The following is a 14,766-nucleotide window of genomic DNA, read 5'->3' on the forward strand; positions in this document are numbered from 1 at the left end:
TCCGACGCCGCGTTCCCGCGAAGGGCGACGCGGCGTTTTCTTTTTGTGGGAAAGACATGTCCGGCGACATTTCGCGCCTCATCGAGATCATGGCCGCCTTGCGCACCCCAGGAACCGGCTGCCCCTGGGATCTCGAGCAGGATTTCCGCTCCATCGCGCCCTATACGGTCGAAGAAGCTTATGAGGTGGCCGACGCAATCGAGCGCGGCGATCTCGACGAACTCAAGGACGAGCTCGGCGACCTGCTGTTGCAGGTCGTTTTTCATGCGCGCATGGCTCAGGAGCAGGGCGCCTTCGCCTTTCCCGATGTCGTGGCCGCCATTTGTGAAAAGCTCATCCGCCGCCATCCGCATGTTTTTGCGCAAACCGACGCGTTGACCGCCGAGGGCGTTACGGCGCAATGGGATGAGATCAAGGCGGCCGAGAAAGCCGCCAAGGCCGCCTCGGCGCCCGAGAGCCTGCTCGACGGCGTTCCGCTCGCCCTGCCCGCTCTCACCCGCGCGGTGAAACTCCAGCGCAAGGCGTCCAAGGTCGGCTTCGACTGGAACAACGCAGCGCATGTCCTCGGCAAAATCCGCGAGGAGACGGAAGAAGTCGCGGCCGAACTTTCCGATCCCGCCATCGATCCACAGGCGCTCGAAGAGGAAATCGGAGATCTGCTTTTCGTCGTCGCCAATCTCGCGCGACACGCCGACGTCGATCCGGAACAGGCCCTTCGCGGCGCCAACGCCAAATTCGAGCGGCGCTTCCACCATATCGAACGGCGTCTCGCGGAACAGGGCGTGACGCCCGAGGCCGCTTCGCTCGATGACATGGAGGCGCTGTGGACCGAGGCCAAGCGACTGGAAAAGAAGGGCGCCTGACGGCGGCGCCATAATTTCCGCCCGTGGCCGCGCTAAGGCCAGCCAATCGCTTGAAAGACGGCCGCCCCAAATGAGCAATGAGTCACGATACAGCCCGCCTGCACAGGCCTTCCACTGGCTCACGGTCTTCTGCGTCTTCGCGGCCTGGACGCTTGGCCTGGTGGGCGACGAGTTGCCGCGCGGACCCATCCGTCACACGGGCGAATTCGTGCATGTCATTCTCGGCGAGTCGATTGTTCTCCTGCTGGCGCTGCGGGTGACTTGGCGATTCATTGCTCCCGTCCCGGCCGCCGAGCCGACGCGCTTCGGCCCCACGGCGCAGATCGCCGCCAAGGCCCTCCACCTCGCTCTTTACGCTTTGCTCCTCGCAGTGCCCGTCGTTGGCGTCGTCACGCTGTTCCATGGCGGCGAGGCGCTGACCTTGTTCGGCCTCTCCGACATCCCCTCGCCCTGGCCCAAGAACCGCGAGCTCAAGCACAATTCAAAAGAAATTCACGAGTTTCTGGCGCATCTTCTGATCGTGCTCGTGATGGCGCACGCCGCAGCGGCGCTCGCGCATCACTATCTGCTGAACGACGGCACGCTGCGGCGCATGCTCCCGGCGCGGGACTAATTCATGCGCCGGCCTTGCCGCCGAATTTCAGGACCACGACCCCCGCGCCGATGAGCAGGATGCCGAGTAATTCGGCCGCCCCGAGGCTTTGCCGATAGAACACCCAGCCCGCGAGCGAGATCAGAGCAAGCCCGACGCCCGACCAGACCGCATAGGCGACGCCGAGCGGTATGGCCTCCAGCGTGAGCGACAGAAAATAAAAGGCCGCCACGTAACCCGCGACGACGACGAGCGTCGGCAACGGTTGTCGAAAGCCACCCGACGCTGGGAGCGCCGACGACGCAATGACTTCCGAGACGATGGCGACCCCGAGATAGAGCCAGTGCATGGGCGCTACCCGCCTCTTTCCGCTGGCGCCGCCGCGCCATAGCGACGCCTGACCTCCTCCGCCCGCTCGGGCGCGACGCGCACCACGAGCCGAGAGCCGCCGTCTTCACGCGTTTCGCGCGACAGAACTTCGGCGTGGGCGTGCAGCCAGGCGAGCCCCTGCCCGTCTTCCGGCGCAAGCTCCAGCGCAAGCGTCATGCGGCTTTCCGCGAGCAGGTTCTCGATGCGCGCCAGCAGCATATCGAGGCCTTCGCCCGTGAGCGCCGACACCATTGCGGGGCGCCGTCCCGGTTCATAGCCGCGCGCGGCAAGCTTCAGCGCCTCGCAACGTTCCTGATCGAGCGCGTCGATCTTGTTCCATACTTCGATAATCCGCCCCTCCGCCTCGCCTTTCAGCCCCAATTCTTCGAGAATGGCCTCGACGTCGCGGGCCTGGGCCTCGGAATCCTCATGGGACACGTCCCGCACATGCAAAATGACGTCCGCGAGCGTCACCTCCTCCAGCGTCGCGCGGAAGGCGGTGACGAGCATGGTCGGCAGGTCGGAGATGAAGCCCACAGTGTCGGAGAGCAGCACCCGGGCCCCATGCGGCAGGCGGATTTGCCGCAACGTCGGGTCGAGCGTGGCGAAGAGCATGTCCTGCGCCAGCACCTCCGCCTTTGTGAGGCGATTGAACAGCGTTGACTTGCCCGCGTTGGTGTAGCCGACGAGGGCGACGACCGGATAAGGCACGTCGCGCCGCGTCTTGCGGTGCAGGCCGCGGGTGCGCTTCACCTTGTCGAGGTCGTGCTCGATGCGTCGCATCCGCTCCTCGATCAGGCGGCGGTCGGTCTCGATCTGGGTCTCGCCGGGACCGCCGAGGAAGCCGAAGCCGCCGCGCTGGCGTTCGAGATGGGTCCAGGAGCGCACGAGCCGGGACTTTTGATAGGCGAGATGGGCGAGTTCGACCTGGAGCGAACCCTCCTTGGTGCGGGCGCGTTGCCCGAAGATCTCGAGGATGAGCCCGGTGCGGTCGATGACTTTTGCGTCCCAGGCCTTTTCGAGATTACGCTGCTGCACGGGCGAAAGCTGGCAGTCCATGCTGACGAGCCCCGCCTCCTTTTCCTTGACGGCTTCGGCGATCTCTTCGACCTTGCCTTTGCCGAGATAAGTGGCCGGACGCACCTCGCTCAGCGCAATTGGAATCTCGCCGACAATGTCGAGGTCGATGGCCTGGGCCAGCCCCACGGCTTCCGACAGACGCGCCTGCGCGTCCCGCGAGAGCGCCGCCGGCCCCCGCGTCGGATAGGGGCCAACCACGATCGCGCGCGTCTGGCCGTGGCCCGACGCGCGTTCATTTCCTGTTTGTTCCTCGTTCAAAATTTCTACCGCTGCTTCTCCGCGGGCGCCTCGTCGTCGCCCGGCTCGAACATCTGGATCGGATGACCCGGCATGATGGTCGATATGGCGTGCTTATAGACGAGTTGCGAGTGACCATCGCGCCGCAGCAACAGGCAGAAATTGTCGAACCAGGTGACAATGCCCTGCAATTTCACCCCATTGACGAGGAAGATGGTGAGCGGAACTTTGTTTTTCCGAACGAAATTCAGAAATGTATCCTGAAGATTTTGCGAACGCTCCGACGACATCGGCTTTCCTGTTGTTTTTTGATTGAGCCGAGCGGTTTGAGGCCGCCCCCCGGTTATCGTTTGATTTTTGGCCTCCGCAGGCGCGCATTAGAACCCTTCGATTGACAGAGCGCAAGGCGGAATCGGGCACAAGGCGCGGGTTGCCGCGCCGTGGGAGCGGGACCCCGCGCCTGCAGTTGAGGCCTATAAACATAGCCGCCAAACATAGCCGCAGCCACCAGTTGGAATATCAGCCAAGCTCGAGAGCGACAACCTCAGCGCGTTGAAAGCTGTTCCTTGCCGCGCCGGCCCCGCGTTCCAGGCGGTCGCCCCTCTGGGGCTTGGCGATCGCCCGTACCGCAGGTCGCCTCGGGCTCGAGGCCGGCGCCAACCTGCGACGGGGCCATTCGCTCACCTCTCCTCATCCTCATGAAGAGGATGAGGAGCTTTGCAAAAAAACTTGATTTTATTAGTCTATCGCGAGCGACTTCAGCTTCCTGTGGAGGGCCGAGCGCTCCATGCCGATAAATTCGGCAGTTCGTGAAATATTGCCGGAGAAGCGGTTGAGCTGAGCGACGAGATATTCGCGCTCGAAGACTTCGCGGGCTTCTCGCAGCGGCAGGCTCATCAGCTTTTCGCCCCTTACGCCCGCCGGCGTGGCCGGGACAAGTTCGCCGACGTCGGCCGGCAGCATCTCGGCCGTGATCGCGGCGCCCGGCTCTCCGGCGGTGAGAATCATCAGACGCTCGACGTTGTTCTTCAACTGCCGGATGTTTCCTGGCCAGTCATGCAACTGAAGGACCGCAAGCGCGTCCTCGGCGATTTTGCGCCGCGGCATGCCGGAGGCGAGCGACATGTTCTCCATGAAGTAGTCGATGAGGGCGGGAATGTCCTCCCGCCGCTCGGCGAGGGACGGCACCCGGATCGGCACAACCGCAAGTCGATGGAACAGGTCCTCGCGGAGCGTCCCCTCCTCTATGGCCGACGCGAGGTCCCGCGCGGAGGACGAAATCACGCGCACGTCCACCTGAACCTTGGTGGAGCCGCCGACGCGCTGGAAGGTCTGGTCGACCAGCACGCGCAGGATCTTGGCCTGCGTGTCTTTGGGCATGTCGGCGATCTCGTCGAGGAACAGCGTGCCGCCGTGCGCCTCTTCCAGCGCGCCGATCTTGCGCTCGCCGTCCGCCCCTTCGCGCCCAAAGAGCTCGATCTCCATGTTTTCCGGCGTAATCGTCGCGGAATTGATGACCACGAAGGGCCCGCCGGCGCGCTGCGAGGCGTCGTGGATGCACCGCGCCGCCAGCTCCTTGCCCGTGCCGGGAGCGCCGGTGATGAGCACGCGGGAGTTCACCGGCGCGACGCGGGCGATGAGCTGCTGAAGCTGATTCGCCGCCGGCGACGAGCCGACGATGCGGTCGAAGGCCCCGGCCCGCTGGCGCAACGCCGAGAGTTCGCGGCGCAGCTGATAGGCCTCGAGCGCGCGCTCGGCGACGAGCACGAGACGGTCCGCCTTGAACGGCTTCTCGATGAAGTCGTAAGCGCCGATCTTGATGGCGCTGACCGCGGTCTCGATGTTGCCGTGGCCGGAAATCATGACCACGGGAAGGCCCTTGTGCTGCTTTTGAATCTGCTCCAGCACCTGCAACCCGTCGAGCCGCGAGCCTTGCAGCCAGATATCGAGGAAAATCAGATGCGGCCGCCGCGCAGCGACCGCCGCCAGCGCCTCGTCGGCGTCCTTGGCGGTCCGCGTCCCATGACCTTCGTCGCCTAAAATGCCTGCGACCAATTCACGAATGTCTGCTTCGTCGTCGACGATAAGAATGTCGCTCGCCATCAGGCCCCGCTCGTTTCAGTAGATATTTCGGTCTCAGGCTGGTTTTCGACGCTGTCGGCCAGCGGCAGGATGAGCCGCACGCATGCCCCGCGACCCGACGGCGCATCGAGGAGCTCCAGCCGTCCGCCGTGATCCTCTATGATCTTGGCGACAATAGGCAGGCCGAGGCCCGTGCCGTCGGCGCGCGTCGTCATATACGGCTCGAGCAGCCGCTGACGGTTCATCGCCGGGAAGCCCTTTCCATTGTCGATGACGTCGATCTCGGCCATGCCGTCGCGGCGCGAAACCTTGATCTCCACCCGTCCCTTGTCGGCCGCGTCCGGCTCTTCGCGGGCGGCGATGCCTTCCGTCGCGTTCTTGATGATGTTGGTGAGCGCCTGGGACAGCAGCCGCCGGTCGAACTGCGCGTAGAGCGGCGTGTCCGCGTGGGTCTCGACGATGTCGATGTCGGCGTTGCCGACGCGCATCAGAAAGGCCACCTGACGCACGCATTCATTGAGGTCGTCCCGCTCCGGCCGCGCCTTGGGCATGCGCGCGAAAGAGGAGAACTCGTCGACCATGCGCTTGATGTCGTCGACCTGGCGCACGATCGTGTCGGTGCACTGGTCGAATATCTCCCGATCCTGCTGGATGAGCTTGCCATATTTGCGCTTGAGGCGTTCGGCGGAGAGCTGGATCGGCGTCAGTGGATTCTTGATTTCATGGGCGATCCGGCGCGCGACGTCGGCCCAGGCCGAGGTGCGCTGCGCCGTGACGAGATCGGTTATGTCGTCCAGCGTCACGACGAAGCTCGGATGGCCCTCCCCGGCCCGCCGGGCGGAGGTGACGCGGATATTGAAGGTTCGCTCCGCCGCGCCGCGCTTGATGGTGATCTGGCTCTGAACCGCGCGCGGAAACAGCTCCATGGCGTCGGTCAGGAGCGGCGCGATCTCGGGCATGACCTCGGCGATGCTCGCGCCGACCGTCGCCTGCCCCTTGGCGTCGTTGAGCGACAGCTCCTCGGCCGTGCGGTTCAAGATGGTGACGACGCCGTCGGCGTCGACGCCCATCACCGCCGCCGGCACGCCGGCGAGAACCGCCTCGGTGAATTCGCGGCGCTCGTCGTTGAGCCGGTTGGCCTCGAGCAGCCGGCGCTGCTGAAGGTTGAGCTCTGTCGTCATATTATTGAAGACGTCGCCGAGCCTGGCCAGTTCGCCGTGGGTGCGGGCGACCTTGACCCGAACGCCGAGATTGCCCGACGAGACCTGATCGGTCGCGGCGATGAGCGTGCGGATCGGCGACACGAGTCGGTCGGCGAAATCGAGCCCGAACCAGATCGACGACAGCAGCATGACGGTCGTCAGCAGCGCATACATCTGCACAAAGGCGCGCTGCACCTCGGCGCGGTAGCTGTCGAATTCGTCGTAGCGGCTGATGAGCATGTCGGCCTGCTTGGGGAATTCGACCGCAAAGGGGTCGATCGGCCGAGTCACGTAAAGAAAGGTGTTCTCGAAGGCGCTCAGCGCTCGCAGCGCGACGAAGCTCTTCCCGTCGTCGATCATCAGACAGAGCGGCTCGCCCTTGCGCGCATTGTCGAATTCCGACTGAGGCGGGGCGATGATGATCGCCGAGGCGTTCTTGGAGACGTCGACGCGGTCGATGATCTCGCCGTTGGACTTGACCAGCGCGGCGACCGAGAAGCCCAGGAAATTGGCGCGCGACGCGAAAATCTGGCGGAAGTAATTGCGGTCGGTGATGAACAGCACCCGCGCCCGGTCGAGATCGGAGGCGGTCAACTGCGCCTCCTGCAGCAGCGCCTGACACTGGCTCGACTGGAAGGCCTGCGCCGCCTGCGCCGTATTGTGGACGAAGACCTTTACGCTCGACATGAAGGCGGGATTGAGCGCGCGCTCCAGGGTTATCGAGCCGGCGATGGCGAGGAGGATCGCCGGGATGAGGGCGATGACCGAAAAAACGCCGACGATGCGCACATGCAGCCGCGCCGCCGCTTCGCCCCGTCGCCAGACCCGGTAGAGCCGCGTCGCCTTGGCGATCACCATCACCAGCAGGACGGTGAGGAAAACGCCATTGGCGACAAGCAGGGCGATCAGCCGGTCGTCGGTGGGCGACACCACGCCCACTTTGGCCGTCACCAGAAATGTGGCGAGCGCGCAGCCGACCGCGCCGACAACCACGACGGGCCCGAACCAGGCGCGAGGACCCGCAACCTTGCCGTTATCGGTAAGCGCCTGTTCGCCGGCCTGCTCCATGGCGAAAACTATATGCCGGAGGCGTCACTGTTGCAAATGTGCAACGGACATAACTACGCTTTGCACAGGTGATTTTCGGCTCCGGAGATTGACAGCGCCCCCGCCTCGGCCAGCCCCGCTTCGCGGGAGTGGGGGCGGATCGTGGCCTTTAACGAGGCGGGTCGCTCTCCGCCTCGATGAAAGTCTAGCCTCGGCCCTCTGCCAAAGAAGGTCGGGGCTTGCAAGCCGAGCGCCGTCAGCGCGGGGAGCGCATCAGCCGGATGTCGAGGTCGTTGACTTTCTTGCGCAAGGTGTTGCGGTTCAGGCCGAGAAGCTCGGCAGCCTTGATCTGATTGCCGCGCGTCGCCGCCAAGGCGGCGGAGATCAGGGGGATTTCGATCTCCCGGATGACTCGGTGATAAAGCCCCGGCGGCGGCAAGCCGTCGCCGCAATCACGGAACAGCTTGGCGAGATGCTGCTCGACCGAGGTCGAGAGCGTCTGTCCGCTCTCCAGCTCGCGCTGCGCCGCGGCGCCATTGCCTGTGGGCTTTTCCGTCACCGTCTGGCGCAGCTCATGGTCGAGCTCGGCCTCGACCAGCGCGTCGGAAATCACTTCCTGCGGATGCAGCGCGGCGAGGCGGCGGATCAGGTTCTCCAATTCCCGAATATTGCCGGGCCAGCGATATTTCTTCATCCGGTCGAGCGCCGCCTGCTCGATATATTTCTGCGGCAGCCCCTCGCTCGCCGCCACCTTGAAGAAGTGATGCACGAGGTCGGGGATGTCTTCGGTGCGCTCGCGCAGCGGCGGCAGTCGCAGCGGCACGACGTTGAGCCGGAAGTAAAGGTCTTCGCGGAACAGGCCCTGCTGGATCAGAATGCGCAGGTCCTTGTTGGTCGCGGCGATGATGCGGACGTTGGTCTTGATCGGCGTGCGGCCGCCGACCGTCGTATATTCGCCCTGCTGAAGCACGCGCAGAAGGCGCGTTTGCGCCTCCATCGGCATGTCGCCGATCTCGTCGAGGAAGAGCGTGCCGCCCTCCGCCTGTTCGAAGCGGCCGGCAGAGCGCTGATTGGCGCCGGTGAAGGCGCCCTTCTCATGGCCGAAGAGCTCGCTTTCGATGAGATCGCGCGGGATCGCCGCCATGTTGACGGCGACGAAGGGACCCTTCTTGCGCTTGCCGTAATCGTGCAGCGCGCGGGCCACGAGCTCCTTGCCGGTGCCCGACTCGCCGTTGATCATCACGGTCAGATCGGTCTGCATCAGCCGCGCGAGCGAGCGGTAGATCTCCTGCATCGCCGGCGAGCGCCCGACGAGGGGCATGCCCTCCATCTCCTCGGGGCGCTCCTCCTCGCCGCTCTTGCGCGGCTCGGCCATGGCGCGCCCGACGATGCCGACAAGCTCCTTCAGGTCGAAGGGCTTGGGCAGATAGTCGTAGGCGCCCCGCTCCGACGCGCGGATCGCGGTCATGAAGGTGTTTTGCGCGCTCATGACGATGATGGGCAGCTCGGGCCTGAGCTTCTTGATGCGGGGCAGAAGCTCGAAGGCGTTTTCGTCCGGCATCACCACGTCCGTGACGACGAGATCGCCCTCGCCGGATTGCACCCAGCGCCACAAGGTTGCGGCCGTGCCGGTGGTGCGGACCTCGTAACCCGCCCGCGACAGCGCTTGCGCAACGACGGTGCGAATGGCGGCGTCGTCGTCGGCGACCAGTATTTCGCCTCTCGTCATCAAAGCATTCTCCTGCGAACGCAAATCCTCATGAACGCCTGTCCCCCTGCTGCTCCGCCTGTTTGGCGCGATACATCGGCATCAGGATTCGAAAGGTCGTGCGTCTGGGAAGGGAGTCGCATTCAATAACGCCGCCGTGGTCGTTGACGATCTTGGCGACCAGTGCAAGACCGAGGCCAGTCCCGGACGCTTTTGTGGTCACAAAAGGATCAAAGAGATGCGCGGCGATATCGTCCGGCACGCCCGGGCCGTTGTCGCGCACGCAGAACTCGAGCGGCAGCCCGACGGGGCTCCTTGCGCCGAGCGCGCGCAGGCTCACCCCGGGGCGAAACGCGGTCGACAGCTCAATTTCGCCATCCACCGCGTCGTGGCCGATCGCCTCCGCGGCGTTCTTGACCAGATTGAGGAAGGCCTGAATGAGCTGGTCGCGATTGGCGTGCACCGGCGGCAGCGACGGGTCGTAATTCTCCACAAATCTGATCCGCCGCGCGAAGCCGCTCTGCGCCACCTGCTTCACATGATCCAGCACCGAATGAATATTGACGCGCTCGCGCTTGAGTGGCCGGGCGTCGGAAAAGACCTCCATTCGGTCGACGAGCCGGACAATGCGGTCGGTTTCCTCGCAGATCAGCCGCGTCAGCGCCCGGTCCGCGTCGGAGAGGCCGCTTTCTAGGAGTTGAGCCGCGCCGCGGATGCCCGACAGCGGATTCTTGATTTCATGCGCGAGCATGGAAGCCAGCCCGGAAACTGAGCGAACTGCCCCGCGGTGGCTGAGCTGCCTGTCTATTTTGTCGGCAATTGTACGTTCCTGCAGCACGACCAGCACCAAACCCTCGACGTCCGCCAGCGGCGCGCAATGCACGTCGACGCGGCGGTCGCCTTCCTGCCCGGGCCGGCCGAGGTCGACTTTATATTCGTTGATCGCCGCGCCGCGGTCGCGAACATGCTGGATCAGCGTGATGAGCGGCGAGCCGAAGGGCAGCAGTCGCTCGATCTTCTGGCCGATGAGCAGCGGCTTGCCCAATTCGAAAAAAGACTCGGCGGCCGCGTTGGCGTCTTCGATGACCCCCTCGCGAGAGACGGTGAAAATGGCGTTGGGGAGCGCCTCGAGCACGCAGCTGCGGCCGCGCTCGTCGATAATCTTGAGCGGGGCGAACTCCTTGTGGCGGGCGTCGTCGCGTCCCGAGCGATCCGACAGGCTCATGCGGCGGCCTCTTGCATACCTGAAGTAAAGATGGCGTCGATCAGGCGGAACGCCTCCTGTGGGCAATTGGCCGTCACCAGCGCGCGGCGCAGATCGGCGATCTGCGCGCCGGCGGCGCCGAAGGCGTCGTCGACATAGGCGGCGAGGTGTTTGCGGGCGTGACGCAGCCCCGGCACGGCGCCCATCTGACTCAACAGCCCGTCGAGATGCGCGCGCGCCGCCTCGCCCCGCGCCTCGAAGGCCGGCGTCGCCCGGAGCCGGCCAGTCGCAAGGTAATGCGCGACATCGCCGACGAGCCAGGGGCGTCCCTGCGCCGCGCGGCCGATCATGACAGCGTCGGCGCGCGAGGCCTTCAGCATTGCGGCGGCGTCCTCGGGGCTCCGGCAATCGCCGTTGGCGACGACCGGAATCGACACGGCCCGCTTGACCTCGGCGATCGCCGACCAGTTGGCGGCGCCGGTATAGAACTGCTGGCGGGTGCGGCCATGTACGGTGACGAGCGCGGCCCCTTCGGCTTCGGCGCGGCGCGCAAGTTCCGGGGCGTTTCGCGCGGCGTCATCCCAGCCGAGCCGCATCTTCACGCTGATCGGCGCGCGGATCGCGGCCCGCGCCGCGGCAATGAGCGCCGCCGCCTGGTCGAGGTCGCGCATAAGCGCGGCGCCGGCGAGCCCGCCGGTCACACGCTTGCACGGGCAGCCCATATTGATGTCCACCCAATCGGCGCCGGCGTCCTCCGCATGCTTCGCCGCGACGGCGATCTCCGACGGAGTGCGCGCGGCGATCTGAATCACGCGCGGCGCCGAATTTGTATCGCCAGACTGGCCAAGCCGCAGCGCGGTCTCGCGGTCGCCGCGCGCGACTCCGGCCGCGGTGATCATTTCGCTGACGGTGACGTTGGCGCCGTAGCGTTCGGCGATCCGCCGCATGGCCGGGTCAGTCACACCCGCCATGGGCGCGAGGAAAGCGCGCCCGGAAAGCCTTATGGCGCCAACCCGCAACTCAGGCTGGGCCGCATCGGAGCCCATTATTTCGGCATTATTCATCTTGCACACAGCATAAGCAGCGCTCTTCGCACTTGCAACATGACTTTTTGTCACCCCTGCCGCGCTTATGAGACGGGCATTTGACGCGACGTGAGAAAAGCGACACAGAGCGGCGATGGCCGCCGAACTCTCTATTCTCGTCGTCGCCGGCGGGCGCGGTTCACGCGCCGGCCAAGGCCTACCCAAGCAATATCGCAAGCTCGCCGGCAAGAGCGTGCTCGCGCGCACGCTGGAGGCGATGCACGCCGCCGCGCCGGCCGCAAGATTGACAGTCGTCATTCATCCGGACGACCAGGCGCTCTACGCCGAGACCGTCTCTGAACTCGCCGCATCGGCGCGCGCCGCGCTCTCGGCGCCCGCGCTTGGCGGCGCGTTGCGGCAGGAGAGCGTCCGCAACGGACTTGAGGCCATCGGCCGAGAAGGCGAGCCCGAGATCGTGCTCGTTCACGACGCCGCGCGCCCCTTCGCCGACCCCGGGCTCGTCGCCCGCGCCATTGAAGCCGCGCGCGCGCATGGCGCCGCCGTTCCGGGCGCGCCGCTCAACGATACGGTGAAGGAGGTCGACGCCAATGGTTTCGTGGTCGCGACGCCGGACCGGGCGCGGCTGCGCGCCGTGCAAACCCCCCAGGCGTTCCGCTTTTCGCTGATCCTCGCCGCCCATCGCGCCGCCGCGGCCGGCGGGCGCGAATATACCGACGACGCCATGATCGCCGAGGCGGCCGGTTGCGCCGTTCACGTCTTCGACGGCGACCCGCAGAATTTCAAACTCACGACGCCACAGGATTTCGCCCGCGCCATGGAACAGCTCAAAGCCCCTTCCCTCGCCGACCTGCCCGACGTGCGCATGGGCCAGGGCTATGACGTCCACGCCTTCGCCGCGGGCGACAAGGTCTGGCTCGGCGGCGTCGCCATACCCCACAGCCATGCGCTCGCGGGACATTCGGACGCCGACGTTCTGATGCACGCCGTCACCGACGCCGTGCTCGGCGCGATTGCCGAGGGCGACATTGGGGCGCATTTCCCGCCCTCGGATCCGCAATGGAAAGGCGCCGCTTCCGAAATCTTTCTTGTCCACGCCTGCAGGCTCGTGCGCGAACGCGGCGGGATGATCGCCCACATCGACGCGACGGTCGTCTGCGAGGCGCCGAAGATCGGTCCGCACCGCGAGGCGATCCGGGCGAGCCTGGCGCGGATCATGGGGATCGACGTCGGCCGCGTGGCGATCAAGGCGACGACGACGGAGAAGCTCGGGTTTACCGGCCGCGGCGAGGGGATCGCGGCTCTGGCCATCGCGACCGTACGGCTGCCGGAGGGCTAAGCTCGGTCCTGCCTGCGCCTCCCTCTCGCCCGCCCTTGGCGCGGGCGTCTCGCGCCGTGCACTCCCCTGGGCGATCACCGACCCATCGACCGGAAAGCTAAGCCCACCATGGCGATCCATTTCGCAACGGGCCGGCCAGACGGCTGCCGATTGTCCGCCAAACCGCGCGTTATAACGTTTGTAATACTCACCCTTGTTGGAACGGACGTTAGAACAGTCGTCGATCTTGACAATCCATTGCCGCCGATCGCCGATACGTCACGCACGACCGCCCGAAAGGCATCGACATGATGATCCGCGTCACCCCATCCCTCTGGCTCGAAGACTGGGAAATCTCACTCGAGTTTCTGCGCGCCTCGGGGCCGGGCGGACAGAATGTGCAGAAGGTCGAGACCGCCGTGCGCCTGCGCTTCGACGTGAGGCGATCGCCCAGTCTTTCCGAAGGCGTCAAGGCGCGGCTCGAGCGTCTGGCGGGCGCACGGCTCACCAAGGACGGCGTCATCGTCATCGAGGCGCAGCGCCATCGGACGCAGGAGCGCAACCGGGCCGATGCGCTGGAGCGTCTTCTCGATTTGATCCGTGAAGCCGCCGCCCCGCCGCCGCCGCCGCGCCGCAAGACAAAACCAACGCTCGGCTCGAAGATCCGCCGGCTCGAAGGCAAGAAGCTGCGCGGCGGCGTCAAGGCGTTGCGCACGAAACCTGCGCAGGATTGAGAGGCGCACACGCGCCCCGCCTTACCCGGCCTCCCCCCGGACGCGGAAGAGGGCAGCGTAGGCGGCGCTTTATGTTTTCCATAAATTGGCGTGCAATTACGTAAAACATAAAAGCCAGGAGCTGGGGACGCAGCTCCAGCTTGGGCCAATGCTACGAGCGCAACACGCGGCTTGGCTAGCGCCGTCCGTAAATCTGGTCGGCGCGCTTTACGAAAGCGTCGGCGTATTTTTGAAAAGCCTTGTCGAACATGGCGCCCATGACGAGCCCGAGCGCCATGCTCTTGAACTCATAGGCGATGAAAAAGTCGATGATCGAGCGCGGCTTGCCGTCGGGGCCCGGCGCCTCCTCGCGGAAGCACCAGCGATTGTCAAGCTTACGGAACGGCCCGTCGATATAGCCGACCTTTACCTCGAGCTTGTTCGAGTCGCAGGTCACGCGGCTGGTGTAGCGCTCGCAAATCGCCTTGAATCCGACTTGCATCTCAGCCACGAGCTCGACGACCCCCGGCGCGACCTCGGTGCGCCGTCGGACCTTCATCGCTTCGCAGAGCGGCACGAACTGTGGATAGGTCTCGATGTCGCAAACAAGCGCGAACATGTCGGCGGCGCTGTGGGCGGCGTGGCGGCGCGTGCGGAAGCTTTTCATAAGATCGGGGTTTTAAGCGATTTCAGCGCCGGAGGAAACGTCGCCGGCGCGCTGAGTCCGACGATGGCGAATTCGTCGCGACGACCGCCCCGAAGGCGGGCGCGGGGGCGCAAGCGGATCCAGCCCGCGCATAGGCTCGGGCCGCCCCCTGCTCCTATCCCGGCCGAGCGGCTTCGCGTTCGCCGACCCCCGCTGAAGGCCCGGACTGGCCTTCAGCGCGGGGCGAGACAGTGAGTGTCGCAGGCGACGGCTCTCGCGGAACTGCGCGCTCCGCGGTGCGACCGTCGCTTCGGCGCGTTTCCGTAACCGTCCCCCGCAGCTTCGCGGCCACCGTCTCATGGTCTGCCGGCCAAGGGGACTCCCGAGCCCGCAGCTTGACAATCGAGCGAGAGCTACAGATTGCCCGTGATATTGGCGAAGGTCGCCGAGAGTTTGGTGCCCAAGGTCCTGGACGCGGAGATGATGGCGACGCCGAGCAGCGCCGACAACAGGCCGTATTCAATCGCCGTCGCGCCAGAATCGTCGGCCATAAACTTTTTGAACCAGTTCATTTTCGCAAGCTCCGTATCAGCTTCAGCCGTCAGTATGCGGCTTCGATGCACCCTAGGCGGCAAAGGTCACGGTCAAGTTAATGAAATGGC

General features: G+C 65.4%; 14 protein-coding genes. 4 read left to right on the forward strand and 10 right to left on the reverse strand.

Translation table 11 applies throughout. The annotated features are described in order from the left end of the window. Nucleotides 1-56 precede the first annotated feature (56 nt). On the forward strand, nucleotides 57-863 hold the full coding sequence (gene mazG, locus RVU70_RS16875) for a nucleoside triphosphate pyrophosphohydrolase (RefSeq protein ID WP_363348366.1): 807 nt from the start codon (nucleotides 57-59) through the stop codon (nucleotides 861-863). Between the two features lie 70 nt (nucleotides 864-933). Further along, a complete protein-coding gene (locus RVU70_RS16880; RefSeq protein WP_363348368.1) occupies nucleotides 934-1,476 on the forward strand; it encodes a cytochrome b/b6 domain-containing protein in 543 nt (180 codons plus the stop codon). A gap of 1 nt (nucleotide 1,477) precedes the next feature. On the opposite strand, the gene RVU70_RS16885 is transcribed toward RVU70_RS16880, so the two are convergent. The 8 genes from RVU70_RS16885 to dusB form a co-directional block, all read right to left on the reverse strand. Beyond that, nucleotides 1,478-1,804, reverse strand: a complete 327-nt coding sequence (locus RVU70_RS16885) for a multidrug efflux SMR transporter (RefSeq protein WP_363348370.1) — start codon at nucleotides 1,802-1,804, stop codon at nucleotides 1,478-1,480. Nucleotides 1,805-1,809: 5 nt separating this feature from the next. After that, a complete protein-coding gene (gene hflX, locus RVU70_RS16890) occupies nucleotides 1,810-3,162 on the reverse strand; it encodes a GTPase HflX (protein WP_363348372.1) in 1,353 nt (450 codons plus the stop codon). 5 nt (nucleotides 3,163-3,167) lie between these two features. Further along, the gene (gene hfq, locus RVU70_RS16895) at nucleotides 3,168-3,431 is read right to left on the reverse strand and encodes an RNA chaperone Hfq (protein ID WP_363348374.1); all 264 of its coding nucleotides are present in this window, start codon (nucleotides 3,429-3,431) and stop codon (nucleotides 3,168-3,170) included. A gap of 448 nt (nucleotides 3,432-3,879) precedes the next feature. After that, nucleotides 3,880-5,244: a sigma-54 dependent transcriptional regulator gene (locus RVU70_RS16900; protein ID WP_363348376.1), complete on the reverse strand. Its 1,365-nt coding sequence runs from the start codon at nucleotides 5,242-5,244 to the stop codon at nucleotides 3,880-3,882. After that, nucleotides 5,244-7,493, reverse strand: coding sequence for a PAS domain-containing sensor histidine kinase (locus RVU70_RS16905; RefSeq protein WP_363348378.1), 2,250 nt, complete (start codon nucleotides 7,491-7,493; stop codon nucleotides 5,244-5,246). The genes RVU70_RS16900 and RVU70_RS16905 overlap by 1 nt, the downstream gene beginning before the upstream one ends. Nucleotides 7,494-7,728: 235 nt before the next feature. Continuing rightward, a complete protein-coding gene (gene ntrC / locus RVU70_RS16910) occupies nucleotides 7,729-9,201 on the reverse strand; it encodes a nitrogen regulation protein NR(I) (protein ID WP_363348380.1) in 1,473 nt (490 codons plus the stop codon). A 28-nt stretch (nucleotides 9,202-9,229) separates the two neighbouring features. Next, nucleotides 9,230-10,405: an ATP-binding protein gene (locus tag RVU70_RS16915; RefSeq protein WP_363348382.1), complete on the reverse strand. Its 1,176-nt coding sequence runs from the start codon at nucleotides 10,403-10,405 to the stop codon at nucleotides 9,230-9,232. Continuing rightward, on the reverse strand, nucleotides 10,402-11,448 hold the full coding sequence (gene dusB / locus RVU70_RS16920; RefSeq protein WP_363348384.1) for a tRNA dihydrouridine synthase DusB: 1,047 nt from the start codon (nucleotides 11,446-11,448) through the stop codon (nucleotides 10,402-10,404). Before dusB ends, RVU70_RS16915 begins: the two co-directional genes overlap by 4 nt. A gap of 115 nt (nucleotides 11,449-11,563) precedes the next feature. Between dusB and RVU70_RS16925 the strand changes: the two genes are divergently transcribed. Together RVU70_RS16925 and arfB are read left to right on the forward strand one after the other, a co-directional pair. Further along, nucleotides 11,564-12,766, forward strand: coding sequence for a bifunctional 2-C-methyl-D-erythritol 4-phosphate cytidylyltransferase/2-C-methyl-D-erythritol 2,4-cyclodiphosphate synthase (locus RVU70_RS16925; RefSeq protein ID WP_363348386.1), 1,203 nt, complete (start codon nucleotides 11,564-11,566; stop codon nucleotides 12,764-12,766). 290 nt (nucleotides 12,767-13,056) lie between these two features. Then, a complete protein-coding gene (gene arfB, locus RVU70_RS16930) occupies nucleotides 13,057-13,479 on the forward strand; it encodes an alternative ribosome rescue aminoacyl-tRNA hydrolase ArfB (RefSeq protein WP_363351387.1) in 423 nt (140 codons plus the stop codon). 175 nt (nucleotides 13,480-13,654) lie between these two features. On the opposite strand, the gene RVU70_RS16935 is transcribed toward arfB, so the two are convergent. Both RVU70_RS16935 and RVU70_RS16940 read right to left on the reverse strand, forming a co-directional pair. Further along, nucleotides 13,655-14,125, reverse strand: coding sequence for an SRPBCC family protein (locus RVU70_RS16935; protein WP_363348388.1), 471 nt, complete (start codon nucleotides 14,123-14,125; stop codon nucleotides 13,655-13,657). A 392-nt stretch (nucleotides 14,126-14,517) separates the two neighbouring features. Next, nucleotides 14,518-14,676: a Flp family type IVb pilin gene (locus RVU70_RS16940; protein WP_363348390.1), complete on the reverse strand. Its 159-nt coding sequence runs from the start codon at nucleotides 14,674-14,676 to the stop codon at nucleotides 14,518-14,520. Between the last annotated feature and the right edge of the window lie 90 nt (nucleotides 14,677-14,766).

Origin of the sequence: Methylocystis echinoides (assembly GCF_040687965.1) — a bacterium.
Lineage (GTDB): Bacteria > Pseudomonadota > Alphaproteobacteria > Rhizobiales > Beijerinckiaceae > Methylocystis > Methylocystis echinoides_A.